Origin of the sequence: Pantoea allii (assembly GCF_002307475.1) — a bacterium.
Classification (GTDB): Bacteria; Pseudomonadota; Gammaproteobacteria; order Enterobacterales; family Enterobacteriaceae; genus Pantoea; species Pantoea allii.
The window spans coordinates 82,196-106,001 of sequence record NZ_NTMH01000052.1 but is presented as its reverse complement, the minus strand read 5'-3'; the positions used below and the strand labels follow the sequence as shown (position 1 = coordinate 106,001).

Here is a 23,806-nt window from a genome sequence, read left to right as displayed (position 1 = left end):
GTAAAAAACACATTATAGCCTGTCAGGTGACATACTCTTGAAGCACCTGACTTAACCACTCCATAAATACCCGAACGCGCCGTGCCACATTACGACGATGGGGATAAAGTAAATGAATCGGCATTGGCCTGGCCGGGAAGGCATGAAGCACCTCCACCAACTCACCGCTTTCTAGATATTTATGAATCCCCACGGTCGGCACCTGAATAATGCCCAGCCCTGCGAGGCAGGCCGCGCGATAGGTTTCGGTGCTGTTAACGGTGACGACACCGCCGGTGTGCACGTAGTGGCACTGCTTACCATCGAAGTATTCAAAGCCCTGGGCAGGCTGACCAAGCTGCTGGCTGTAATGCACCATGGCATGCTGCGACAGCTCTTCAAGCCGAATCGGCCGGCCAAAACGCGAAAGGTAGCCAGGGCTGGCGCAGTTAATCAAGGTATGTGTACCGATTCGGCGGGCGATAAGCCCCGAATCTTTCAGCTCGCCAACGCGAATCACACAGTCAAACCCTTCGCGGATAACGTCCACCTGGCGATCGTTGCTGCTGAGTTCAATTTCTACGCCGGGATAGTGCTGAAGAAATTCCGGCAGGCGGGGCAGGATAAGGTCGGTCGCCATCGCTGTGGACATATCCACCCGCAGCTTGCCGCTTAAGGTGGCGGGATCGTGCTGGAACAGGCTGTCCATATCACCAATCATCGCCAGCAAATCAAGACAGCGGTCGTAATACACTAAACCATCCTGAGTCAGCTGCACCCGCCGGGTGGTTCGGTGAAGCAGGCGCGTGCCCATCTGATTTTCCAGCGCCTGAATTTGCCGCGATACGCTTCCCTTCGGGAGCCCAAGACTTTCTGCTGCTGCAGTAAAACTGCCCATCTCTGCAACTCTGACGAAAACCTGCATTGCGTGAATTTTATCCATATGGCCTGCCGATTGTTGTTGTAAGTGGAACAGTGCTGCACGTTCTCAGGCGTTTATAGAACAATTATTAACGAATATCCTCAACCTGTGTTCAATTTTGCAACAGGAAACCAACATGAGTCGTAAAATCGTCTTGATTACGGGGGCTAATCGCGGTTTAGGCCGGAATGCAGCGGTAAAACTGGCAGCTAAAGGCCGGGATATTATTTTTACTTACCGCACTCATCAACATGAAGCGCAGGACGTGATCAGGGAAATTGAACGCGCAGGCGGCCGCGCGGTGGCGCTACAGCTGGATGTGGGCGACCTGAGCCAGTTTGATCGTTTCATTTCTGAGGTGAAAAATGCACTGCAGCAGTACTGGCAGCGTGAGACGTTTGATTATTTAGTGAACAATGCCGGACAGGGTCACTATAAACCTTTTAGTGAAACCACCGAGGCTGAATTTGATGCGCTGATGAATGTGCATTTCAAGGGGCCTTACTTCCTGACCCAGAAACTGTTGCCAGCGATCGCAGACGGCGGGCGCATTCTGAATATCTCCAGCGGATTAACGCGCCTGACTTACCCCGGCTCGGGAACCTATGCGTCGATGAAAGGTGCAATGGAAGTGCTCACTCGCTATCAGGCCAAAGAGTTGGGCGAGCGACGCATTCGCGTGAATATTCTGGCTCCGGGCGCCATTGAGACCGATTTTGGCGGTGGGCGCGTGCGCGATGATAAAGCCGTTAATGACACCATCGCGGCCTTTACCGCCCTGGGCCGGGTTGGTCTGCCTGACGATATCGGCGATGCCGTTTGTGCCATTCTCAGTGATGAAACCGGCTGGATCACCGCGCAGCGTATCGAAGCATCGGGCGGTCAGGCGCTGTAGCTATTCAGGGCGACGCCGTCGCCCTTATTTCAGCGCTCGACTAGCCTTTAATCGTGCCTTCTATCACCGTCACGGTTTTGCCACCGATCCAGATCGTATCGCCCTGATATTCCACCGTCACGCGTCCCTCTCGGTTTACCCGGGTGCCCTGACGGACGCGGTAATCTTGCGTCTTGCCCTGAGCAGCGAAGTAGCGTGCCAGGCAGGCATTGGCGCTGCCGGTGATCGGGTCTTCGGTCAGGCTTCCGTGCTCAATCAGCAAACCACGAACCTCATAGTGCTCAGCTTCCCCTGCAGGCAGCGGACCAAATGGCATGATGCCGCTCACGTTAGCGTGATGGATGAGTCGCTGCAAATCGGCAATATCAGGCGTAATCGACAGGACCGCCTCTGCACTGACCATGGGGATCAGCAGCCAGCGAATGCCCATATCAACCACGACGGCCTCCTGGGCTGTATCGACGGCTTTACTGTTGAGTGCTGCACTAATGAGTGCATCATGGAAAGGCGTTAAGGTGGCCGTCGGGGCGGCAAAGGCCAGGGTGGTATCGTCGGCAATTTTTATCTTCACGTTGCCCACGCCGCATTCCTGAATAATCACCCCCGGCGTTTTTGTCTGGAAGCCCGCTTCCAGTAAAGCATGAGCGGTACCGAGCGTGGGATGACCGGCAAAAGGCAGCTCGCCCTCAACGGTGAAGATACGCACGCGGTAATCAGCCTGATTATCCTGCGGCGGCAGGACAAAGGTAGTTTCCGATAAGTTGGTCCAGCGTGCGATGGCCGCCATCTGGCTGTCGTCCAGACCTTGTGCGTCCATGATGACCGCCAGTGGATTACCGTTAAACGCGGTCGAGGTAAACACATCCACTTGTTTAAACGCAACGTTCATTGTCACTCCTTTTGAATAAGGTAAAGATGTTTTTTCTTGCCCGGGCAATTGCTTATGTCAGTTAACAGGGCTATGAATAAGTTAAGCAACTGGATGGAGCCTGCTATGTTAAAAATTCTTGGACGCGCCTCCTCAATCAACGTGCGCAAAGTACTCTGGCTGTGTGACGAACTGGACCTGCTCTACGAACGTGAAGAGTGGGGGGAAGGGTACAAATCCACGCACTCTCCCGAATTTATCGCGCTGAATCCCAATGCCATGATCCCGGTATTGATTGATCAAGACCTGATTATGTGGGAATCCAATGCCATCCTGCGCTATCTGGCGACCGCCTACGGTGGCGACTGGCTCTATCCCGACAATCCGCGTTCACGTGCGCCAGTGGATCAGTGGATGGACTGGCAATCGACAGAACTTAACACCTCATGGCGCTATGCGTTCATGTCGCTGGTGCGCAATTCACCGGCCCATCAGGACCCAAGGCTGTTGGCCGCTGCCTGCAAAGGCTGGTCCCACACCATGGGTATTCTCAATCAGCAGCTCGAACATACCGGTCGCTATGTTGCCGGACGGAACTTCAGTCTGGCGGATATACCGATTGGTCTTGCCGTCAACCGCTGGTTCGAAACGCCGCTTGATCATCCAGACCTGCCTGCCGTGCGCACCTATTACGAACGCCTGACCGAGCGCCATGGCTATACCATCTGGGGACGTAACGGCACGCCCTGATCCTGACCCGGCGGCAGGCCCGCCAGTTCGCAGGCCACCTTCCCGGCCCGGATGATGGCGCGAACGTAGCGCTGATCAAACGGATAGCAGCATGAAAGGCGCAATGCATGGTTATAGCGCTCGCTCAGCGAATACAGCGCACCGGGCGTAACGCAAATCTGCTCTTTCAACAGACGGGAAAACATCTCCGTCGTATCCACCTTGCCGGGCAGTTCGACCCAAAATACAAAGCCACCGCGCGGTAATGTGGCCTGGGTGCCCTGAGGAAAATGCTGCGCAATCAAACCACGCGCCTCATCCAGATTGCTGGCATAGCTGCGGCGCAGGCTGCGCAGATGATGGTCATAGCCCCCGTTGGCAAGGAACTCCGCCAGCGTTTCCGACAGCAGCGCCGATTCCGCCATTGATGACACGGCTTTCAGGCGTGCAATGGCATCGTGAAATCGTCCGGCTGCAATCCAGCCGACGCGAAAATCGGGCGCAACGGTTTTGGTAAAGCTGGTGCAGTAGAGCACCCAGCCATGCTGATCGAACGACTTAACTGCAGGAGAGAGCGGCCAGTCAAACTGCAACTCATCATAAAGACCGTCTTCAATCAGTGGTACTTGGTAAGTATTCACTAACTTCGCGAGCCTTTTCTTGTCTGGCAATGACATACAAAATCCCAGCGGATTTTGCGCCGAAGGCATGGCGACCAGCGCCTGAAGACGGTTTTCCTGAAGCAGCATCTCAAGCGCGTCCAGTGACAGACCGCGCTGGGGATCGGTAGGAATTTCCAGCGCCTTCAGGCCCAGGGACGCCAGCAGGGGAAACAGAAAGAAATAGGTAGGGGATTCCAGTCCGACGCAATCGCCTGGCTTCGTTACCGCCCTGAGTGCCAGTTGTAGCGCCTCCATACAGCCATGGGTGAGGGTGATATCGTCGGCGGTAAGCGATTGCCCGGCATGCAATGCACGACGCGCAATCTCCTCCCGTAAGCGCTCACTACCCGGCGGAAGCGCGTAGCGTCCAATAAGGTGTGGATCACGCCGCAGTAAAGATGCCGTAATGCGCGCCAGTCTGGCTGACGGAAACAGATCACTGTCCTGCGGGCAGGCCAGCGATATATTGGTGTAATCAGGGTGATTTTGCGCGGCGAACACCTTATCAATCAAATCCAGCTTTTCATTACTGGGATCGCGGACCACCCGGGCAGAGTGCTGTGCATTTCGCGTCACCATCGGCAGCACGCCGCGCACGTAGTAGCCCGATTGCGGACGCGCCTCAATCAGCCCACGGTTTTCCAGCAGTTGCCAGGCGTTCAGCACGGTATTCACGCTCACCTGATGTGACTGCGCGACGCGCCGGATGGCGGGCAAACGCTTTCCCGGTTTCAATGTGCCTTTATGAATCGCCTCGGCAAAGCTGTCGGCCAACTGCTGGTAGAGCGTTTGATCGGATGGGGTTTCAGGGGACACAATTGCCTCCGGGCGCGACAGGTACAGTTGAAATCAGTTGTGATTGTACCCATCAAAATAGCGATTTCTTGTCTCTGTTACCATAACTTTTCTCATCGTAGCATGAGGGTACTTTCGATTATCAGGAACGCCACTATGCTCGATCCCTCATTCTTCAGTTATGTCACCGTGATGTCGATTACACCGGGGCCGAATAACCTGTTGCTTGCCACGTCGGGTGTCAATTTTGGTATGCGCCGTACGCTACCGATGGTGTTTGGCATTCTGATCGGCTGTGCGCTGCAAACCGCGATTGCAGGGCTGGCGCTGGAACTTCTGCTGCACTGGATGGCCTCTGTGCGTTTGCCGCTGACGCTGGTGGGATGTGGTTATCTGCTATGGCTCTCCTGGAAAATATTCCGGGCGAATGCACCCGAAGCCCGGGTAAAGCCGCAGCCCATGACCTTAGTGGGCGGTGCCTGTTTTCAGGCTATCAATCCCAAAGCCTGGTTAATGGCCAGCAACGTGGCACTGCTGTACAGCGCCAGCAGTGGCGTGCTGACCGTGATGGGCGCTTTCATGCTGCTGAATCTGCCGTGCATTTTATTATGGGCCGCACTGGGTGACCGCCTGCGCGGTCACCTGCAAATTCACTGGAAACGTCAGTTGTTTAACAGCCTGATGGCACTGTCGCTGGTGGCAACCACGATCTGGATGTTGGTTGATGCCTTCAGGACCTTTTAATCCGGTGCGCCCGACGCGGTCGCTGAGGGCCACTTCCAGTTCTGTACTTCCGGGACATCTTCGCCATGAATCCGCACGTAGCGATGATGCTCGGCGAGTCGCTGCTCCAGGTCGTCGAGCAGCTCAGGGTGACGTTCGGCAAGCCCCTGGACGTGACGAATAGCGGCCTGGGCAAGATGATAGCGATCCAGCTCGTTAAGCACCGTCATATCGAAAGGCGTGGTCGTCGTGCCCTCTTCATTAAAGCCATGCACATGGAAATTACGATGGTTATTGCGCTGACAGGTCAGGCGATGAATCAAGCTGGGGTAACCGTGAAAGGCAAAAATCACGGGCTTGTCGGCGGTAAACAGTGCGTCGAAGTCCTCTTCTGACTTACCGTGCGGATGCTGTTTCTGGGTTTGCAGTGCCAGCAGGTCCACCACGTTTACCACCCGAATGCGCAGGTCAGGCAGGAAGGTGCGCAGTAAATCTACCGCCGCCAGGGTTTCCATGGTGGGGACATCGCCCGCACAGGCCATGACCACATCTGGCTCTGCGTTCTCGGGGGTTGTTCCGGCCCAGCGCCATTCACCCATCCCGGCCTCACAATGGGTGATGGCGCTGTCCATATCCAGCCACTGAGGTGAAGGCTGCTTGCCTGCCACAATCACGTTGATGCGGTCCCAGGTGCGCAGGCAGTGATCGCCCACCCACAGCAAGGTGTTGGCATCGGGTGGCAGGTAGATACGCACAATATCGGCTTTTTTATTGGCAACGTGGTCAATAAACCCCGGGTCCTGATGGCTGTAACCATTGTGATCCTGACGCCAGACATGGGAAGAGAGCAGATAGTTAAGGGAAGAAATGGGCTTACGCCAGCCCAGTTTGCGCGTCACCTTCAACCATTTGGCATGCTGGTTGAACATGGAGTCAATGATGTGGATAAAGGCCTCGTAGCAGTTAAATAAACCGTGCCTGCCCGTAAGCAGATAGCCTTCCAGCCAGCCCTGGCACTGATGCTCACTCAGAATCTCCATCACTCGCCCATCAGCAGCTAACTGCTCGTCGTAAGGCTCAATGGCTTCGAGCCAGGTGCGGCTGGTGGTCTCAAAGACCGGTGTCAGCCGGTTAGAGGCCGTTTCATCCGGGCCAAACAGCCGAAAATTATCCTGGTTGCGCTGGAATATGACGTTAAGGTAGCGGCCAAACTGTTCTGTCGCCTGTCCTGCCTGTGAGCCGGGCTGCTGCGTGTCGAAGGCAAATTCGCGAATGTCGGGCGTGGCAAGCTCACGGCGCAGTAAGCCGCCGTTTGCGAACGGGGACGCGCCCATGCGTTTTTCACCCTGAGGGGCCAGCGCCTGCAGTTCCGGCATCAGGCGTCCCTGTTCGTCAAACAGGTCTTCCGGGTGATAGCTGCGCATCCAGTTTTCCAGGATGTCCCGATGACCGTCATCTTCCCGACAGGCGGCAACCGGCACCTGATGTGCCCGCCAGAAATCTTCCACCTTCTTGCCGTCGACCGTTTTGGGTCCGGTCCAGCCTTTGGGACTGCGCAGAATAATCATCGGCCAGTGGGGAATCGCCTGCGTCGGCGAACCGCTGCGTGCCGCCTGTTGAAATGCCGCAATCTCAGAAAATGCGCGATCCAGCGTGTCGGCCATCAGCTTGTGCATCGTCTCGGGTTCATGACCGCAGACAAACAGGGGCTCATAGCCGTAGCCCCGAAACAGCTGGCGTAGGTCGTCGTCACTGGCGCGGCCCAGAATGGTCGGGTTGGCAATCTTATAGCCATTCAGGTGTAAGATTGGCAGCACGGCGCCGTCCCGTTGCGGGTTCAGAAATTTAATACCGTGCCAGCTGGAAGCCAGCGGACCGGTCTCTGCTTCGCCGTCGCCAATCACGCAGGGCGCAATCAGATCGGGATGATCAAAGACTGCACCAAACGCATGTGACAGGGAGTAGCCCAGTTCACCCCCTTCATTAATCGAGCCCGGGGTTTCTGGCGCGGCATGGCTGGGGATGCCACCCGGAAAGGAAAACTGTTTAAACAGTTTCTGCATGCCCGCGGCATCCTGACTGATATGCGGATAGATTTCGCTGTAGCTGCCTTCGAGCCAGGTGTTCGCCACCATGCCCGGACCGCCATGACCGGGGCCACAGATATAGATCAGGTTTAGATCGCGCTGACGAATGATGCGGTTTAAATGGGCATAGATAAAATTAAGCCCGGGCGTTGTGCCCCAGTGCCCCAGTAAACGCGGTTTAATATGCTGTGGTGTTAACGGCTCGCGTAATAATGGATTATCCATTAAATAAATCTGCCCGACAGACAAATAGTTAGCGGCGCGCCAGTAGCGGTCAAGCAAGGCGAGTTCGTGTTCAGTGTTCGGTTGGGCCATGACATGTCCTCCTGCATTAAGGCAGATTTAACCCTAATAGAGAATGTGGCAGTCAACCAGGCAAGCGGTAAACAAAAAGGCCTCGCAGTGCGAGGCCTTCTGTATCAAGGGCGGCTTATTTGCCGATAACAAAGGCGGTTTCACGGCCCTCATCGTTTGCGGCCACTGGCGTAACCGGCGTGTACTCAAGCTGCAGGATGCGGCTGGTTTCTGCCAGCACTTTTTCGGTCAGGGCCACATCACCATTCAGCCTGCGTCCCCAGGACGGCACCACGGCACGAATTTTATTTTGCCACTCCGGCGAAGCCATCTGCTCTGGATACACCTTATGCAGCAACTCCAGCATAATAGGTGCCGCAGTGGAGGCACCTGGCGAAGCACCCAGCAACGCAGAGACTGAGCCGTCTTCGGATGACACCACTTCCGTACCTAAACGCAGCACCGCGCCTTCTTTCTCATCTTTCTTGATGATCTGTACGCGCTGTCCGGCCGTCACCAGGCGCCAGTCTTCCTGTTTCGCCTGCGGCACATAAGCACGTAGCGCATCCATACGATCACGGTCACTTTGCAGTACCTGATCCATCAGATATTTCACCAGGTCAAAGCTTTTCAGCCCGACTTTAATCATCGGCATCACGTTGGTGCTGTTGAGCGAGGCAAACATATCCAGCAGCGAGCCCTGCTTCAGGAATTTGGTCGAGAAGGTCGCAAAAGGACCAAACAGCAGAACCTGCTTGCCGTTCAGCACGCGCGTATCGACGTGAGGCACAGACATCGGTGGTGCGCCCACGCTGGCTTTGCCGTACACCTTCGCCATGTGCTGTTTCACGACCTCGGGATTCTCGGTGACCAGGAAGGAACCGCCGACCGGGAAGCCCGCGTAACCGTTGGCCTCCGGAATACCGGCCTTCTGCAGCAGCGGCAGCGCCGCCCCGCCTGCGCCAATAAAAATCTTACCGGCCGTCAACGTGCGGCGCGTCCCGTCCGTCAGGCAGACAAGCGTCACCTGCCAACGACCATCGTTAAGGCGAGTGATTTCGCGGACTTCCTGATTCATGCGCAAACGGAAGTTGGCTTTTTTCTCCAGTGAGCTAATCAGCTGGCGCGTCACTTCACCAAAATCCACGTCGGTGCCCATGTCTGTCCAGGTCGCCGCCACTTTTTGACTGTCGGCCCGGCCTTTCATCACCAGTGGAATCCACTGCGCGATTTGCTGCGGATCTTCAGAGTAAGCCATGCCACGGAATAGCGTGCTTTTCTGTAAGGCATTAAAGCGCTTACGCAGAAACGCCACGTTGTCATCGCCCCAGACAAAGCTCATATGTGGCGTGCTGTGAATAAAGCTTTTTGGTGTGTGCAGATTGCCTTTCTGAACGTGGTAAGCCCAGAACTGACGAGAGATTTGAAATGACTCATTGATCGCCACCGCTTTCGCGATATCGATACTGCCATCGGTTTTCTGCGGCGTATAGTTCAACTCGGCCAGCGCCGCATGGCCTGTACCTGCATTGTTCCAGCCATTTGAGGACTCTTCGGCCACATGCCCCAACCGCTCCACCATTTCAATGGACCAGTCTGGTTCAAGATCCTGAAGCCAGGTTCCTAACGTAGCACTCATGACGCCTGCGCCAATAAGCAGTACATCAACGTCTTTACGCTCCTGCGCCCTGGTGGTGTCCTTTCCGCTAACACTCATTGTGAGCGCAAGATTTACAGCTGATTTGCACATGAGGCGACATCTCCTCTTCTGTTGACCTGAAGCTCAACAGTGTTGCAGGCGAAATAGTCACGCTTCTGATGAGCGCGTTGCGCTACTTCCGGGTTAAGACTCAGGTATGGGTTAAAGCGACGATAACGAGTTAACTGAACGTTATGCTTTGTTGCTCAAATATAACATTCTCGCATCCGATTTAAACATTTGTTTATTTTTTAAATGCAGAAATGATTCAGCATAAGAAATAATCATAATGGCAAGTCCGCCATAAGTGATTTTTCCTTGTAGATTAGCAGGTTAAATAAAATGAGATGTTGCGGGATTGCTTTGTAATGGTGCAGGCTGAAAATGTCACATGGCGGAAGGAATAATTTAAATTAATGAAAAATAGACTTTATTTAATTTTATTCCTGTCGATGAATTTGTACTTGCAGGCAAAACGGGCCTGTCTGTGTAAAACAAATGTTACATTTTTGTGACCTAAGGACGCGGCCTCGACGCCGCGATACCGTTACGTCCCGAGGTGAACGACATGCGGTTTTCATCCCACTTTCAGATTTTCTTCAGAAGAGAAAACAGCGCAGGGCCTTAAACCCCAGAACGCAGGTTCAGCTGGCCGATGTGCCGGGATGCGTCAGCTTCACACGCGGAACCAGCGCCGCCAGACAAAGCGGATCACAAAGAACTCAAGCGCGCCCAGTAACAAGAACCACAGACAGAATACCAGGGTGTACAGCTGGCTGAGATCCTGCAAATGGAACATCTGCTGCAAATGCTGCGCTACCGTCAGGCTAAAAGCCGGTGCGGGCAGCAGCAGGGCAGACAGAAAGCCCAGCAGCAAAATGCCGCCGGGAAGGATTAAGGATTCGAAAGGGTTATTCATGAGCAGTGTTCCCTGTTTATCAGCCGGATATTTTCCGGTATTCCGTGCCAGGGTTCAATGACGGGATGTCTGTGCCTGTCATGGTTATGTCGAAACAGCGCAGAAAAGGCTTAAATGACATTAACTTAGCTGCATTCATAGCGGATGTTATGAGTTATAGCCTTGGCTATACTTAAATCCCTGATTTTATTGTCTTTTTATAACGATAATCGCGTGGTAGACTGCGCGCACTTTTTAAATTACCGAGCAATTTGTGTGATGGATTCAGCATGAAGTCGTGCTTTTTCATCCCAAGTGAACAAATCATGACCTTTATTGCCACCCTTATTCTTGCTCTTGGAATGTCAATGGACGCATTTGCCGCCGCGCTGGGCAAAGGTGCGGCCTTGCATCGCCCTGGCCTGAAAGAAGCCGTGCGGACCGGTCTGATTTTCGGTTGTATTGAAGCTCTGACGCCCCTTATCGGCTGGGCGCTGGGTCTGGCTGCCAGCCAGTATGTTGCCGCATGGGATCACTGGATCGCCTTTTTCCTGCTGGCCTTCCTGGGCGCGCGTATGATGATGGAAGGCTTCCGTAAAACCGCCGCCGAACCGTGCGAAGCGCCGCAAAGTCATGGCTTTATGGTACTGGCTACCACCGCAGTCGCGACCAGCCTTGATGCTCTGGCGGTAGGGGTCGGACTGGCGTTTCTGCAGGTCAATATCGTCACCACGGCGCTGACTATCGGGGCCGCCACCACCGTAATGGCGACCACGGGCGTGCTGATTGGCCGTTTCATCGGGCCGGTTTTAGGCAAATGGGCTGAAGTCCTGGGCGGGCTGGTTCTGATCGCTATCGGTTCAACCATCCTTATTGAGCATTTGGCCCTGTTTCAGTAACGGGTGTAAACGTGAATTTTGTGATCTGGTTCAAAATTTATTGCTGATTAAAACAGCAGGCGCTATACTTTTCCTGTAGTTATTCAACAAAATTTTAACCGGATGATGTATGAAACGTTTTTTTAAGTACGTGTTCCACGCTTATGTTGAAACCTTTAAACACGTACCGCCCGGCGCGCTTAACTAAGCGCCCACCGAATACCCTCGATAGTCGCGGTCAGGGACAGACCGGTGATTATCACCCCCGTTTTCGCTTCCCCGCTTTGATTGCATAGCGCCGTAATGGCGACTTTTTCAGCTTTCGTTTATCCACACACTTCCTGCTGACATAACGTGATACATCTGGATATCCACTGTGCCAATCGATGTACGATTTTTATCGCGTTTTTTGCTACGCTGCGCACCGATTTCTTTTAAAACATAGGGTTATCACCCGTAGCCATGACGAGGCAGTAATGCAGCTATGCAGTTTATTTGGTTTACCGCTGGCAAGAACTGGCCGCAGACCGGGGGCTTCGGGCCCTGGATGACCACCGCCGACGACATTCCTGACCCACAGCAGTTAACCATTAAAACGGTGCTGAATGGTCGGGAAGTGCAAAACGATACCACCGCCAACATGGTGCATCCGGTCGCCAAAATTATTGAATACATTTCCGCCTTTAGTCCGCTGTCGCCAGGGGATGTCATTATTACCGGTTCACCGGGCGGCGTGGGCAAAAAACGTACGCCGCCGCTGTTCATGTTTAGTGGTGATGTGATTGAAGTGGAGATCGAAAAAATCGGTCGCCTGCGTAACACCATTGCCTGACAGCATGCATTAACCGCCTGTCTCTGCGATTCCCGTCCTACACTCAATGGATACCCAGGAACAGGAGCAGCTGATGAGGCGTACCATCCAGTGTAAAAAGCGGCAGGGCATGGCGCTAGCCGCCGGGATTGGTTTAGGTGTCGCGGCGGTCGTATGGGGCACGAAACGCTGGCAGCAAATGAAGCAAACGCCACCCGTTTCACCACGCAGCCATCACGCAGGATTAGCGGGTTACTATCAACAGATCGGCGACTGGCGCATGTTTACCCGCGTGACGCCTGAGGAACCCCACGGCTTGCCTGTTGTACTAATCCACGGCCTGGTGATGTCGGGGCGCTCAATGGAGCTGCTCGCACTGGCGCTGGGACGGGATTATCACGTCCTGGTTCCCGACCTGCCGGGCTTCGGCGGCAGCGCATTGCCCGCATCGGCCCCTGTTCTGTCGGTTAATGAACTGGCCGATATCCTGTGGCAGTGGTTGCAGCACAACGGTTTTCAGCGAGCAATCTGGGTGGGCAGCGCTTTTGGCTGTCAGGTACTGGCGGCGCTGGCGGATAAATACCCTGAAGCGGTGGCGGGACTGGTGCTACAGGGGCCCACCGCCGATCGCCATGCGCGCAGCCTGGTACGTCAGATGTGGCGAGGCTGGCGTAACAGCCGGATGGAAGCGCATCGCTCGCCGGGCGCGCTGGCCCGGATCGACTGGGCCAAAGCCGGCCTGCCGCGCGCCTTTGGCACGATGCGAGCCATGCTGAACGATCCCATCGAACACCATCTTACCTATGTCACTGCACCAACCTTACTGCTGAGAGGCTCACGCGATCCGGTCTGCCCGGCGCGCTGGCTGGATGAGCTGGCGGGGCTGTTACCGCACAGCGAAAAAGTCACCTTACGCGGCGGGACGCACAGACTGCACTACGTTTATCCGTGGAGTTTCTGCCACGCCATCCGGCCTTTTTTAGCGCGTATTCAGCAGGAGAGCCAGCATGAGTAAACCGCCCAAGGGCATCGCCCGGTTTGATTCAGCCGCCACAATGTTGCTGACCTTAGCGAATGCACTTCACGATCGGCCTTTTGCCAGCCCGACCCAGTCGCCGATGTTAGACCGCTTATTGCCTTCGTTTGATCGCTTACCGACCCGGTTGCGTGAGTGGGGCTATGCGGTCAGCGGTCTGGCCGAGGGCATCAGTCATAAACAGGCCAGCGAGCTGGATATAGAAGGTATCGCCGAATGGATGGTCAGCACCTATCCTCAACGCGACTATCCGGCTGCGTTTGTGGGTGCCACCAATGGTGCCCTGGTGCACCTGGCTGCGGCGATGGGAACGCCGTGGCTGCCGCAAACCTTTCTGTGCCCGGTACGCATGCAGCAGAACGACCCGGATGATGCCCAGTCAGGATTCGAGGAAGGTAAGGCCGTGGCGGCGGCACTGCTGGCGACCTGGCCGAAGCTGGCGGTACATCACATGCAAGATCCGAGTCAGGATCGCCTCCTGCTGGAGAAAATGCACGACTTCCGCCTTAAGCTGCGCGACATGCCGCTGGCCTTCAATGAGTTTCTGCTGGGCGGATTACCGGCGGGAGCAACGCTGTTCATTAATCACTGCACGCGACAGTGGCCGGTAACGCGTACCAGTGACCGCTCTTTCTTCCAGTTTGGCGCACCCGGCGGTGCAACCGAAAACGAGTATTTGCGCGGCGGGCCGAGAGTCGCTGAATACCTGGCGCGGGCAGGCGTGGATCGCGCGCGCTGGGAGCCACCTGCCATCACCGATCATGTCCCTGAGGCAGAGTGGGGGCTGGACGGCTACCTGATTCCTCCGCTGAAAAAACTGGCAGAAGCCCAGCGCTGGACGCTGATGGAGATTCGTTACGATGACCCGGAGGCGCTGAGTTTTGTGGTCGCCGAAATTTACCGTGACTGGTATCTGGCGGCGGGCATACTGCCAGCCCGGCTGACGGTAGACAGCTTTTTACTGATGGACCCCTGGTGCAGCATGCAGCAGCACGCGATTCCCTTCTGGCTGATGTTTCCGTCCGTGCCGTCGGCGGATGCACTGCAACGCTTTCTTGAGAAGCAGCCGCCTTTTAACCATATCGACATGATGCTCTATTCCCATGGCACTGACAGTATCGGCCTGGCGGACATCGATCGCTGGAAACAGCTGTTAGCCTTCGCCAGGGAAGAGGGGGCATTCGTCGGGGTAGATGAAACGCGCTTCCCTCACGATTTTTCCACCTTTTCACGGTTCGATTCGGCGCTCCGGGAACGCGCACCGCTGCTGCCTGTCCCGCCGCCACTCAGTGTCGATAACGTGATTGCGGGGATTCAGCGTTACGGTGCGCGCCACGGCGTCACCCTCCAGGCGCTGACCTGAATCAGGTGCCGTCGGTAATGGGGTTGCGCACCAGCAGCAGGTACGCCAGCGCACCGACCAGCGTGACACAGGCACAAATCATCAGCGCCAGGCTGAATGATTTAGTGGTATCCAGCACCCAACCAGTGATGACTGGCGCAAAAGAGGCAAAGATAAAGCTGGCAAAGTTTTGAATGCTGCCCACGGACGCCGTCATGCGGGCGGTGACGTTGGCATGGATCAAGCCCCAGCAGGAGGTGCCGGCAAAGTGGATACAAAACAGCGCCATACCGATCAGCGTCACTGCGCTGGTGGTGTCGGTGGCGCGCGTCACGATGGCGGTAAAACCTGCCGACAGGATCATGCCGCTCGCAATGCAGGCTTTACGGGTTTTTACCGCATCCCAACCGCGTCTGACCAGCGCATCAACCACATAGCCGTTTAGCAACATGCCTGCAGCACCAAACAGGAAAGGAATCGCCGCCAGTAAACCGGTGCTTTTCAAATCAAGATGATACGTCGATTGCAGATAGCCCGGCAGCCAGGCAATGTACAGCCAGGCGGTATAGTTAATGCCGCTGAAGCCAATCATCATGCCCCACATGGTGCGTTGTTTAAACAGTCCGCGCCATTCGCGAAAACTGATCGGCTCTTTACGCGATGCCACGCTGCCTGCCTGCAGGTAGTGGATCTCTTCAGCGCTTAGCTGTTTGTTATCGCGATCGCGGTAAACCAGGTACCAGCCGAGGGCAAGAAACACACCCAGAATACCGATGGTGACAAACATGCCACGCCAGCCCAGAACCAGCATCATGGCAGCCAGTATGGGCGGCGCGATGGATAAGCCAATCATGGAGGCGGCGTTAAACATCCCCATCGGCATACCGCGATCTTTAATGTTAAACCAGTCGTTGATGACCTTTACCCCACAAGGATTCATGGGGGCTTCACCAATGCCCAACCCAATTCGCACCAGCACAAACTGGGTAAAGTTATGCACCAGACCGGACGCGGCCTGGAACAGCGACCAGATAAACATTCCCAGGGCCAGCATAATGCGCGGCCCTTTACGATCCAGCAGGGCACCTGCGGGCAGCTGCGCCAGCCCATAAGCCAGCGAGAACGCCGACAGCAGCACGCCGATCTCGGTGGCGCTGAGTCCCATTTCACCCCGAATGGTCATGTTGGCCACAGACAGTGAGCTGCGATCCAGGTAGTTAATGATGGCAGCAAACAGCAGTAGCAGCATGGCGGTAATCTGGACTTTACGAATGCGCGGCGAGCGCACGATATCACTGCGCAACGGCACAAACGCCTCGCCGGGCGAGGTGTCGGGCGGATTCGCGTGATCAACAACCGATCTGTGTTCCATGGCAATCTCCCTGGACAGGCGATTTATCATTATGATGAGTAGCAATGTCGCCCAACGGCACAGGGCCGTCGGTGCGTTGCGCTGAGAGTAAGAGGAATAAAAGCGAGATGTTGTAAAGTTGTTTCAAAATCGTGCGGGAGCTAATGCTTTGTGGTTTTTAATCGGGTTTTAATTGTACTGATTAATGCTCCGCACCATTGAACGCTTGGCGGTCGCCAGATGGTTATGCAACGCGCACAGCGCATCCACATCCCGGCGGCCAATCAAAGCAGACAGAATCGCCATATGCTCTTCCAGCGCGACGATATTTCGCTGCTTAAGATCGCTTTCATCCCACTGATAATGCGAATGGAAAATCACCGAAATAATCTCCAGCGACTGATTAAAGAAGGGGTTATTGGCGGCCGACAGAATCAGCCAGTGCAGCTCTTTATCCAGTGCAGCAAAATGGCGATAGTTGCTGGCGATGGTTTCGCGCATCGATCGGTGCCGATCCAGCAGATCTCGCGCCTGAATCCAGCGCTCATCCTCCCTGGGCAAATTCAGGAAGCGGGTAAGCGCATGGGTTTCCAGCATTTCACGCAGTTCAAATAACTTTTCAGCGTACTCTTGCGAAAACTTTTTCATCTGCCAGTGACCACGTTTTACCGGCTCCAGCAGGTTATAGCGCATAAAATGCAGCAGGAATTCGCGAACCGCCACCGGGCTGACGTTGGCTTGCCTGGCCAGCTGTAATTCACTGAAGGTATCGCCGGGCTGCAGCAGTCGCTGATTGATCATATCAAAAAAGCGTTTTTCCACCTGGCTGGCCTGCTGCTCAATGGCGGGCGCAACGGCGCTGAGGCCGTCTTCTGCCTCAGGCTCGCGTACGATAACCCAGCTCTCATTCACTGTTTCCAGAACGCCACGCTCATGCAGATAGCGCAAAGCATGGCGCACCGTGGTACGGCTGATGTTGAACATCTCAGCCAGCGCGGCCTGGGGCGGAAGTGGCGACTGGATATGGCCCTGGGCAATGCTCTCCAGCATATGGTTAATCACGTTATGGCGTAAATTCTGGCTACGGCTCATGAGCGGCTCCGGTTTTTTAAGCATTAAAAACCATTGAAGTCCCAAAAAAACCGTCACGCTTCACAGATTGAGCAAAGGAAAACCGTTATTGCGGCAAGATTCGCCATAACTGCGCTAACGCTAACGGGAGAATTACCATGACAACAATGAGAGCAGTAGTCATCACCGAACCACGCAACATGGTCTGGACCACGCGCGACGTCCCCCGTCCTGCGCCTGCGGAGGCGCTGATTAAACTCGTCAGTGCCGGCATTTGCGGCACCGATATCCACGCCTGGGCAGGAAACCAACCTTTTTTTAGCTATCCACGCGTACTCGGGCATGAACTCTGTGCAGACATTGTTGAAACGGGCAGCGCCGTGCAGGGTTTTGCCGTCGGTCAGCGGGTGGCGCTGATTCCTTACCTCTCCTGCTATGAGTGCGATGCCTGCCAAAGCGGTAAAACCAACTGCTGTGAAAACATTTCGGTGATTGGCGTGCATCAGGATGGCGGCTTTTGCGACTATCTCAGCGTGCCCGCCGCAAACCTGCTGGCGGTGGATGAGTTGGCACCCGAGGCGGCAGCATTGATCGAACCCTTTGCGATCAGCGCCCATGCGGTACGGCGTGCAGCGGTGGCACAGGGCGATCAGGTGCTGGTGGTGGGCGCCGGTCCCATTGGCCTGGGTGCAGCGGCTATCGCCGCAGCCAATGGCGCGCAGGTGATCGTGGCCGACACCAGTGATTACCGTCGCCAGCACGTCAGTCAGCAGCTCGGCCTCCTTGCGCTGAATCCGGCGGAAGCTGATTTTATTGCCGCACTGCGTGCCGGGTTTAACGGGCAACTGGCGTTAACCGTGATCGATGCCACAGGTAATCCGGCAGCGATGAACGCGGCGGTTAGCCTGATTCGTCACGGCGGCACGGTGGTTTATGTGGGCCTGCATAAAGGCGATTTGGTCATCCCTGACAGCGAATTCCACAAAAAAGAGAGCACGCTAATGGGCAGCCGGAATGCCACGCGCGAAGATTTTGACCGGGTGCGTGAACTCATGGCCGCAGGGAAACTGCGTGCAGAAATGATGCTCAACCGGCGTTTCGCCTTCTCGACGCTGGCAGAGCAGTTTGAGGAAGCGGTCATTAACAATCGTGAGTTGATTAAAGGCGTTATCGATTTTGATCGCTAACGGTGGCCGCCAGGTTTATCGACTGAGCACCTGAAAAAAGTGTTGTCGCACCGCCTCCGCGTCGACGCCTAATGCGATGCGCTGCCGGGGAAGATCGCGGAAGGGATTATGCCGGGAAGCCAGCGTACTCTGTTGACGCACCGTCTGACCGCGGGCAATGCCTTCCGTAATGACCCGAAGCGGGCTTTCCACCAGCGTGAACGCCTCTGGCAGGCAGAGCCAGGAGAGGGTCAGCGTGTCATGCAGCGCCATGCCAGAAAATCCTTCTTTCTCAAGACTGTAGGCCAGATAAGGGCGACAGATAGCACGCAGCACCGGCTGATTAAGCCGATCCACCTCTTCACTGTGGATCAATACTTTATGGGTCACATCAAGCGGGATCACCACGATCGGTAAGGCGGAGGAAAAAACCTGATCGGCAGCGTGCGGATCTTTCCAGATATTAAATTCGCTAAAGGGCGTCACATTTCCGCAGTGCCCGTCCGTGCCAAATGCGCCGCCCATCACGACTAACTCTTTTACCAACGGAATGATATCGGGTGCCTGATTGATTGCGCTGGCGATATTGGTCAGCGGACCAATGGCGACAAGGGTGACCGCACCTGGGTTGGCCCGCACGCTGTCGATAATAAACTGCACCGCACCGGGTGCCTCGTCGCTGAAGGGATTATCAAAGGCATCGCCCAGGCCATCTTCGCCGTGCAGTCGGGCGGGCGCACTGGGTGCCTCGGCCAGCGGACGTGAACAGCCACGGTAAACCGGCACATCAATCGCCATTTTCTGGCAAAACAGCCTGGCGTTTCTCACGGCCTGTCCGACGGCAACGTTGCCAAATACGGTGGTAATGCCCAGCAAATGTTGGGTGCGGGCGGCATAAGCCAGGGCAAAGGCATCGTCTACACCGATATCAGTATCAAAAATGACAGTTCGCACAGGCCGCTCCAGAAGAGAGTTTACCCCTTCGCCGCTGGCGAAAGGCATTCAACGGCTCTACAACGCCGCTGCCGGATAAACATTTAAGCGCAAAACGGCAACCGGGGAAACCTGAATCATGCCCGCCTGGACCTTCTGCTTTGCGGCGGCACAAGGTGCTGCGCTGACGTCAGTTCACGTAACGATTCTCTCCGCTCAACCACGGTTGCCAGCCAGAAACAGGCATCGTATGATGGCCCGCATAAGGTGATGGCGTTCCACCTTTCCCAACCGCCTGCAGGCGTAACCTGCGGCTGATGACGCCTGACATTATCCTTAATCCTTCCGCGGGAGTCGGTGTGTCAGGTGTATGCTTTTTCTTGCCCTCCACCGTCTTCTGCGCCAATCCTGAAATGGAGTCTGTGATGTTAAAACCGCTATTCGCTGTGATTCTGGGCGGCAGTATTGGCTGTGTGTTGCGCTGGTGGTTCGCCATGCGGTTTAACGCGTTATTTCCCAATCTGCCGCCGGGCACGCTGTTAGTGAACCTGATTGGTGGATTTGTGATTGGCGGTGCCATGGCCTGGTTCGTCAGGCATCCCCAGCTCGACCCGGCCTGGAAATTATTAATTACCACCGGCTTATGTGGCGGACTCACCACGTTCTCGACGTTTTCGGCGGAGTTAATGACATTGTTGCAGTCTGGCAAATACCTGTGGGCAATGAGCAGTGCACTGGTCCATGTCATTGGCTCATTGCTGATGTGCTTTGCCGGTTTCGCGCTCGTTAACCTGTTGGGCTAACGCAGCGGCGAAACCGGCCTGCCTGCGGTGGTGAAAGCGTGTTTAGTCCTGTAAGCACTGGGCAATAAACCCGGCGGCATGCATTGCACCCTGGGCTGAGATGGTGTGGCCGGTCTGAGGTTCAAACACCGCTTCGACCGGGACGCCCACCGCTTTCAGGCGAGTCGCCGCCGACTCACTTTCACTGGCCGGTATCACCGTATCAGCCCGGCCGTGAATCAACAGGGCTGGCGTGTGAGCCTGTGGCGTGATCGGGCCGTCAAAGGCCAGTCGCCCCGAAAACGCCACCACGCCCGCCAGGGGATAACGCCCGGAAGCCAGCAGGTCCAGCGCCATAATTGACCCCTGGGAAAAGCCCACCAGGATGACGTTTTCCCAGCGGTCTGCCATCCCGTTCTGAGACATCAGATGACGGATAACGCTGTCAAAGGCCTCGCGGGCCTCACGCACCCGACCCGGACGATTTTCTGGCGTAATATCGGCCAGGCTGAACCACTGATAGCCCGCGCCATGTTCAAAGGCGTAAGGCGCATCCGGTGACGCAAAGGCGACATCCGGGAGCAGGGTGGTCCAGTAGTCGCCAATCGGGGCCAGATCGTCTCCGTTACTGCCCACGCCGTGTAGAAAGATCACCAATGCTTTAGCCATGCCCGTTCCTTCGCTGTTTTTTGTCAGATTCTGCAGGCATTTGAACAGGTGACGGGATTAACGTCAAAACCAAACTACGCTTCAGGTAGCGCGTGCGCCTGAGCAGGGTCTGCATGAAGCATTCCGTGCCCTCCTTCTTTCCCTGAAACCTAAAACCTGCTTGACTACTGTGTCACCGGTTGCCGTCTGGAGTTATGCATGTCGTTGTTTCACCTGAGTTCGCTTTCAGACATTCCTGCCGCTGAATGGGATGCCCTGTTGACCGATCAACAGCCCTTTTTACGTCACGCATTTTTACTGAGCCTGGAGGAAAGCGGCAGCGTCAGGCCAGAAAGGGGCTGGCAGTCCGATCATCTCCTCTGGCGTGAGGCAGGCGAGCTTCGCGCCGTCCTTCCCGGCTATCAAAAATTCCATTCTCAGGGTGAATACGTGTTCGATCACGCCTGGGCCGATGCCTGCCAGCGTGCCGGCATTCCTTACTACCCAAAATGGCTGGGCGCGATTCCTTTCAGCCCGGTTACTGGCGCACGCGTGCTTGGTGCACCGGATGCCGCCGCCCGGCTTCTTGCTGCGTTACCGGACGCGCTGGCGGAGCAGGGGTTAAGTGGTGCGCATATCAACTTCACCGATCCGCAAGCGAACGTCTTGCTGGCGGCGCAACCTGACTGGCTGGCACGACTGGGCTGCCAGTATCACTGGCACAATCGGGGCTATCGCGACTTTCAGGACTTTCTGGATACGCTGATGTCGCGGAAACGCAAACAGTTGCGTAAAGAGCGCGAGCAGGTCGTACAGAGCGGTTTTGCATTTGACTGGTATCGCGGCGATCAACTGCGTGAGGATCAGTGGGATTTTGTCTATACCTGCTATGCCAATACGTATGCGGTGCGCGGTCAGCGTCCCTATCTGACCCGTGCCTTCTTCAGCCTGCTGGCTGAGAGGATGCCGGACAATATTCGCGTCGTGATCGCCCGTTTACAGCAGCAACCTGCGGCGATGGCCTTCTATCTTAAAGATGGCGAAAGCCTGTATGGCCGCTACTGGGGATGCCTGGCGGAATTTGACCGGCTCCACTTTGAAACCTGCTTTTATCAGGGGATGGATTTCGCTATAGCGGAAGGGCTGCAACGCTTTGATGCTGGCGCGCAGGGCGAGCACAAACTGGTGCGGGGTTTTGAACCCCAGATTACCCACTCCTGGCACTATCTGTGCCATCCCGGTCTGCGTGCCGCCGTGGAGGATTTTTTGCAGCAGGAGCGGCAAGGCGTTCACCTGTGGGCCGATGAAGCCCGTGACGCCTTGCCCTATCGACGCGGCGATTAATCTGCGCCCACAAATCCCCCCGTCTGGTGCTGCCACAGACGGGCATAAAGGCCGTTTTGTGCCAGTAGCGCATGATGGCTACCGATTTCCACAATCTGGCCTTTTTCCAGCACCACCAGACGATCCATTTTGGCGATGGTGGACAGACGGTGGGCAATGGCAATCACGGTTTTACCCTTCATCAAGGATTCCAGGCTTTCCTGAATCGCGGCTTCCACTTCCGAGTCGAGGGCGGACGTCGCTTCATCCATAATCAGGATCGGCGCATCTTTCAGCAGCACACGGGCGATGGCCACGCGCTGGCGCTGACCGCCTGACAGTTTCACGCCGCGTTCGCCCACATGGGCATCCAGGCCAAAACGGCCCTGTGAATCGGACAGCAAGGGGATAAACTCATCGGCGCGGGCGCGCTGGATGGCTAACTGAAGCGCCTCTTCACTGGCATTTGGTCGTCCGTACAGCAGGTTTTCGCGGATGGAACGGTGCAGCAGTGAGGTATCCTGGGTGATCATCCCGATCTGGCTGCGCAGGCTCTCCTGCGTCACCTCAGAAATATTCTGACCGTCAATCAGGATACGACCGCCGTTGAGGTCGTACAGGCGCAGCAACAGGTTCACCAGGGTGGATTTACCCGCACCGGAAGGCCCAATCAGGCCAATCTTTTCACCGGGTTTGATGGTCAGATTCAGGCCATCAATGACCGGACGGCCCCCACCGTAGTCAAAACGGATGTCCTGAAAACGAATCTCACCTTGCGCCACCTTCAGCTGGGTTGCTTTGGGAGCGTCCTGCACGCTGAGCGGCTGTGAAATGGTGTTGAGTCCGTCCTGCACCATGCCGATGTTTTCAAAAATACCGTTGACGACCCACATCACCCAGCCGGACATGTTGACCAGGCGGATCACAAGGCCGGTTGCCAGGGCAATCGCCCCTACGCTAATCAGCGATTCGCTCCACAGCCACAGTGCCAGGCCAGAGGTTGAGACAATCAACATCCCGTTCAGCGTCGACAGCGTCAGATCCATGCTGGTCACCATCCGGTTAGCCTGCTGCGTCTTATCCGTCTGCTCCTGAATCGCTTCGCGGGCGTACTGACGTTCCAGATCGCTGTGCGCGAACAGCTTAATGGTGGCGATGTTGGTATAGCCGTCAACAATGGTGCCCATCAGCTTCGAACGGGCCTCTGACGACACCACCGAACGGGCTTTAACCCGTGGCACGAAATAGCGCAGCGCGGCAACATAGGCCACAATCCAGATAATCAATGGAATCATCAGGCGCCAGTCGGCTTCTGCAAACAGTACCAGCGCCGTTGCGGCATAGATCAGCACATGCCAGATCGCATCCACCAGTTGCACCGCAGAGTCGCGCAACGAGTTACCGGTTTGCAAAATACGTTGCGCAATCCGCCCGGCAAAGTCGTTCTGAAAAAAGTTCATGCTCTGCCGCAGGACATAATTATGATGCTGCCAGCGGATCATACTGGTCATGCCGGGGTTGATGCTCTGATGAACCAGCATATCGTGCAGCGCAATAAAAACCGGCCGCAGTATCAGCGCAACACAGCCCATCCACAACAACGTTTGCCAGTTATCCCGGAACAACGTGGCCGGCGTAGAGTGGTTCACCAAATCAATAATGCGGCTCAGATAACTGAACAGCGCTACCTCAATCAGCGCGCCGATTAATCCCACCACCAGCAACGCGGCAAAGCTCGGCCATACCTGGCGCAGATAGTAAAAATAAAACGGCCAAACCCGCGAGGGCGGCATGTCGGTCGGTGCATCCTGAAAAATATTGATAAAACGTTCGAAACGACGATACAACATAGAGTCACTCTTTCCGTTCGATAAGAGTTACAGCTTAGTGCATGTGTATGCCCGATTAAAAAGG

The 23,806-nt window shown here is 55.7% G+C and carries 21 protein-coding genes, 1 pseudogene and 1 riboswitch; of the genes and pseudogenes, 11 read left to right on the top strand and 11 right to left on the bottom strand.

Annotation, left to right across the window (positions count from 1 at the left end; genetic code table 11):
- Positions 1-22: 22 nt before the first annotated feature.
- The gene (locus CMR03_RS22725; RefSeq protein ID WP_063877640.1) at positions 23-922 is read right to left on the bottom strand and encodes a LysR family transcriptional regulator; all 900 of its coding nucleotides are present in this window, start codon (positions 920-922) and stop codon (positions 23-25) included.
- A gap of 115 nt (positions 923-1,037) precedes the next feature.
- On the opposite strand from CMR03_RS22725, the gene CMR03_RS22720 reads away from it, so the two are divergent.
- Complete coding sequence (locus CMR03_RS22720; RefSeq protein WP_096012723.1) at positions 1,038-1,796, top strand: SDR family NAD(P)-dependent oxidoreductase; 759 nt, start codon at positions 1,038-1,040, stop codon at positions 1,794-1,796.
- A 40-nt stretch (positions 1,797-1,836) separates the two neighbouring features.
- On the opposite strand, the gene CMR03_RS22715 is transcribed toward CMR03_RS22720, so the two are convergent.
- Positions 1,837-2,685, bottom strand: coding sequence for a PhzF family phenazine biosynthesis protein (locus CMR03_RS22715; RefSeq protein ID WP_096012722.1), 849 nt, complete (start codon positions 2,683-2,685; stop codon positions 1,837-1,839).
- Positions 2,686-2,790: 105 nt separating this feature from the next.
- Between CMR03_RS22715 and CMR03_RS22710 the strand changes: the two genes are divergently transcribed.
- Positions 2,791-3,414 carry a glutathione S-transferase family protein gene (locus CMR03_RS22710; protein ID WP_063877636.1) on the top strand — a complete coding sequence of 208 codons (624 nt, stop codon included), beginning with the start codon at positions 2,791-2,793 and terminating at the stop codon, positions 3,412-3,414.
- Here CMR03_RS22710 and CMR03_RS22705 read toward each other — a convergent pair.
- A complete protein-coding gene (locus tag CMR03_RS22705; RefSeq protein WP_096012721.1) occupies positions 3,381-4,871 on the bottom strand; it encodes an aminotransferase-like domain-containing protein in 1,491 nt (496 codons plus the stop codon). The genes CMR03_RS22710 and CMR03_RS22705 overlap by 34 nt on opposite strands.
- Before the next feature lie 135 nt (positions 4,872-5,006).
- On the opposite strand from CMR03_RS22705, the gene CMR03_RS22700 reads away from it, so the two are divergent.
- Positions 5,007-5,594, top strand: coding sequence for a LysE family translocator (locus tag CMR03_RS22700; protein WP_063877634.1), 588 nt, complete (start codon positions 5,007-5,009; stop codon positions 5,592-5,594).
- On the opposite strand, the gene CMR03_RS22695 is transcribed toward CMR03_RS22700, so the two are convergent.
- The 3 genes from CMR03_RS22695 to CMR03_RS22685 form a co-directional block, all read right to left on the bottom strand.
- Positions 5,591-7,975 carry a phosphoketolase family protein gene (locus tag CMR03_RS22695; RefSeq protein WP_096012720.1) on the bottom strand — a complete coding sequence of 795 codons (2,385 nt, stop codon included), beginning with the start codon at positions 7,973-7,975 and terminating at the stop codon, positions 5,591-5,593. The genes CMR03_RS22700 and CMR03_RS22695 overlap by 4 nt on opposite strands.
- Before the next feature lie 115 nt (positions 7,976-8,090).
- Positions 8,091-9,704, bottom strand: coding sequence for a malate dehydrogenase (quinone) (mqo, locus tag CMR03_RS22690; protein WP_096012719.1), 1,614 nt, complete (start codon positions 9,702-9,704; stop codon positions 8,091-8,093).
- 625 nt (positions 9,705-10,329) lie between these two features.
- Positions 10,330-10,572 (bottom strand): DUF1158 family protein, encoded by a 243-nt coding sequence (locus CMR03_RS22685; protein WP_063877631.1) that lies wholly within the window; start codon positions 10,570-10,572, stop codon positions 10,330-10,332.
- A gap of 305 nt (positions 10,573-10,877) precedes the next feature.
- Here CMR03_RS22685 and mntP point away from each other — a divergent pair, with 305 nt between their 5' ends.
- From mntP to CMR03_RS22665, 5 genes and pseudogenes are all read left to right on the top strand, one after another.
- Positions 10,878-11,450: a manganese efflux pump MntP gene (gene mntP / locus CMR03_RS22680; protein ID WP_063881056.1), complete on the top strand. Its 573-nt coding sequence runs from the start codon at positions 10,878-10,880 to the stop codon at positions 11,448-11,450.
- A 109-nt stretch (positions 11,451-11,559) separates the two neighbouring features.
- Positions 11,560-11,637, top strand: coding sequence for a stress response protein AzuC (azuC, locus tag CMR03_RS25945; RefSeq protein ID WP_112900613.1), 78 nt, complete (start codon positions 11,560-11,562; stop codon positions 11,635-11,637).
- A 276-nt stretch (positions 11,638-11,913) separates the two neighbouring features.
- A pseudogene (locus tag CMR03_RS22675) lies at positions 11,914-12,261 on the top strand (fumarylacetoacetate hydrolase family protein); the annotation flags it as partial.
- 73 nt (positions 12,262-12,334) lie between these two features.
- Positions 12,335-13,255 carry an alpha/beta fold hydrolase gene (locus tag CMR03_RS22670; protein WP_244181418.1) on the top strand — a complete coding sequence of 307 codons (921 nt, stop codon included), beginning with the start codon at positions 12,335-12,337 and terminating at the stop codon, positions 13,253-13,255.
- Complete coding sequence (locus CMR03_RS22665) at positions 13,248-14,639, top strand: hypothetical protein (protein WP_096012717.1); 1,392 nt, start codon at positions 13,248-13,250, stop codon at positions 14,637-14,639. The genes CMR03_RS22670 and CMR03_RS22665 overlap by 8 nt, the downstream gene beginning before the upstream one ends.
- Position 14,640: 1 nt before the next feature.
- On the opposite strand, the gene CMR03_RS22660 is transcribed toward CMR03_RS22665, so the two are convergent.
- Positions 14,641-15,990 carry an MFS transporter gene (locus CMR03_RS22660; RefSeq protein WP_096012716.1) on the bottom strand — a complete coding sequence of 450 codons (1,350 nt, stop codon included), beginning with the start codon at positions 15,988-15,990 and terminating at the stop codon, positions 14,641-14,643.
- Between the two features lie 168 nt (positions 15,991-16,158).
- On the bottom strand, positions 16,159-17,061 hold the full coding sequence (locus CMR03_RS22655; RefSeq protein ID WP_063877627.1) for a GntR family transcriptional regulator: 903 nt from the start codon (positions 17,059-17,061) through the stop codon (positions 16,159-16,161).
- A 137-nt stretch (positions 17,062-17,198) separates the two neighbouring features.
- On the opposite strand from CMR03_RS22655, the gene CMR03_RS22650 reads away from it, so the two are divergent.
- Complete coding sequence (locus CMR03_RS22650; protein WP_063877626.1) at positions 17,199-18,227, top strand: zinc-binding alcohol dehydrogenase family protein; 1,029 nt, start codon at positions 17,199-17,201, stop codon at positions 18,225-18,227.
- Positions 18,228-18,242: 15 nt separating this feature from the next.
- Here CMR03_RS22650 and CMR03_RS22645 read toward each other — a convergent pair whose 3' ends face one another.
- The gene (locus CMR03_RS22645; RefSeq protein ID WP_096012715.1) at positions 18,243-19,160 is read right to left on the bottom strand and encodes a nucleoside hydrolase; all 918 of its coding nucleotides are present in this window, start codon (positions 19,158-19,160) and stop codon (positions 18,243-18,245) included.
- A 236-nt stretch (positions 19,161-19,396) separates the two neighbouring features.
- A riboswitch (Fluoride riboswitch) is annotated at positions 19,397-19,473 on the top strand.
- 91 nt (positions 19,474-19,564) lie between these two features.
- On the opposite strand from CMR03_RS22645, the gene crcB reads away from it, so the two are divergent.
- Entirely contained in the window at positions 19,565-19,942 is a 378-nt protein-coding gene (gene crcB, locus CMR03_RS22635) for a fluoride efflux transporter CrcB (RefSeq protein WP_063877625.1), read from the top strand.
- A gap of 42 nt (positions 19,943-19,984) precedes the next feature.
- Here the strand turns inward: crcB and CMR03_RS22630 are convergent, their stop codons facing one another.
- Entirely contained in the window at positions 19,985-20,590 is a 606-nt protein-coding gene (locus CMR03_RS22630) for an alpha/beta hydrolase (protein ID WP_063877624.1), read from the bottom strand.
- A gap of 198 nt (positions 20,591-20,788) precedes the next feature.
- Between CMR03_RS22630 and CMR03_RS22625 the strand changes: the two genes are divergently transcribed.
- On the top strand, positions 20,789-21,913 hold the full coding sequence (locus CMR03_RS22625) for a GNAT family N-acetyltransferase (RefSeq protein WP_096012714.1): 1,125 nt from the start codon (positions 20,789-20,791) through the stop codon (positions 21,911-21,913).
- On the opposite strand, the gene CMR03_RS22620 is transcribed toward CMR03_RS22625, so the two are convergent.
- Positions 21,910-23,742: an ABC transporter ATP-binding protein gene (locus tag CMR03_RS22620; protein ID WP_096012713.1), complete on the bottom strand. Its 1,833-nt coding sequence runs from the start codon at positions 23,740-23,742 to the stop codon at positions 21,910-21,912. The genes CMR03_RS22625 and CMR03_RS22620 overlap by 4 nt on opposite strands.
- Between the last annotated feature and the right edge of the window lie 64 nt (positions 23,743-23,806).

Excerpts from the sequence above, each read along its gene's own strand:
- CMR03_RS22725 (WP_063877640.1), bottom strand. The coding sequence starts at position 922 with ATGGATAAAATTCACGCAATGCAGGTTTTCGTCAGAGTTGCAGAGATG.
- CMR03_RS22720 (WP_096012723.1), top strand. The coding sequence starts at position 1,038 with ATGAGTCGTAAAATCGTCTTGATTACGGGGGCTAATCGCGGTTTAGGC.
- CMR03_RS22715 (WP_096012722.1), bottom strand. The coding sequence starts at position 2,685 with ATGAACGTTGCGTTTAAACAAGTGGATGTGTTTACCTCGACCGCGTTT.
- CMR03_RS22710 (WP_063877636.1), top strand. The coding sequence starts at position 2,791 with ATGTTAAAAATTCTTGGACGCGCCTCCTCAATCAACGTGCGCAAAGTA.
- CMR03_RS22700 (WP_063877634.1), top strand. The coding sequence starts at position 5,007 with ATGCTCGATCCCTCATTCTTCAGTTATGTCACCGTGATGTCGATTACA.
- CMR03_RS22695 (WP_096012720.1), bottom strand. The coding sequence starts at position 7,975 with ATGGCCCAACCGAACACTGAACACGAACTCGCCTTGCTTGACCGCTAC.
- mqo (WP_096012719.1), bottom strand. The coding sequence starts at position 9,704 with ATGTGCAAATCAGCTGTAAATCTTGCGCTCACAATGAGTGTTAGCGGA.
- CMR03_RS22685 (WP_063877631.1), bottom strand. The coding sequence starts at position 10,572 with ATGAATAACCCTTTCGAATCCTTAATCCTTCCCGGCGGCATTTTGCTG.
- mntP (WP_063881056.1), top strand. The coding sequence starts at position 10,878 with ATGACCTTTATTGCCACCCTTATTCTTGCTCTTGGAATGTCAATGGAC.
- azuC (WP_112900613.1), top strand. The coding sequence starts at position 11,560 with ATGAAACGTTTTTTTAAGTACGTGTTCCACGCTTATGTTGAAACCTTT.
- CMR03_RS22670 (WP_244181418.1), top strand. The coding sequence starts at position 12,335 with ATGAGGCGTACCATCCAGTGTAAAAAGCGGCAGGGCATGGCGCTAGCC.
- CMR03_RS22665 (WP_096012717.1), top strand. The coding sequence starts at position 13,248 with ATGAGTAAACCGCCCAAGGGCATCGCCCGGTTTGATTCAGCCGCCACA.
- CMR03_RS22660 (WP_096012716.1), bottom strand. The coding sequence starts at position 15,990 with ATGGAACACAGATCGGTTGTTGATCACGCGAATCCGCCCGACACCTCG.
- CMR03_RS22655 (WP_063877627.1), bottom strand. The coding sequence starts at position 17,061 with ATGAGCCGTAGCCAGAATTTACGCCATAACGTGATTAACCATATGCTG.
- CMR03_RS22650 (WP_063877626.1), top strand. The coding sequence starts at position 17,199 with ATGACAACAATGAGAGCAGTAGTCATCACCGAACCACGCAACATGGTC.
- crcB (WP_063877625.1), top strand. The coding sequence starts at position 19,565 with ATGTTAAAACCGCTATTCGCTGTGATTCTGGGCGGCAGTATTGGCTGT.
- CMR03_RS22630 (WP_063877624.1), bottom strand. The coding sequence starts at position 20,590 with ATGGCTAAAGCATTGGTGATCTTTCTACACGGCGTGGGCAGTAACGGA.
- CMR03_RS22625 (WP_096012714.1), top strand. The coding sequence starts at position 20,789 with ATGTCGTTGTTTCACCTGAGTTCGCTTTCAGACATTCCTGCCGCTGAA.
- CMR03_RS22620 (WP_096012713.1), bottom strand. The coding sequence starts at position 23,742 with ATGTTGTATCGTCGTTTCGAACGTTTTATCAATATTTTTCAGGATGCA.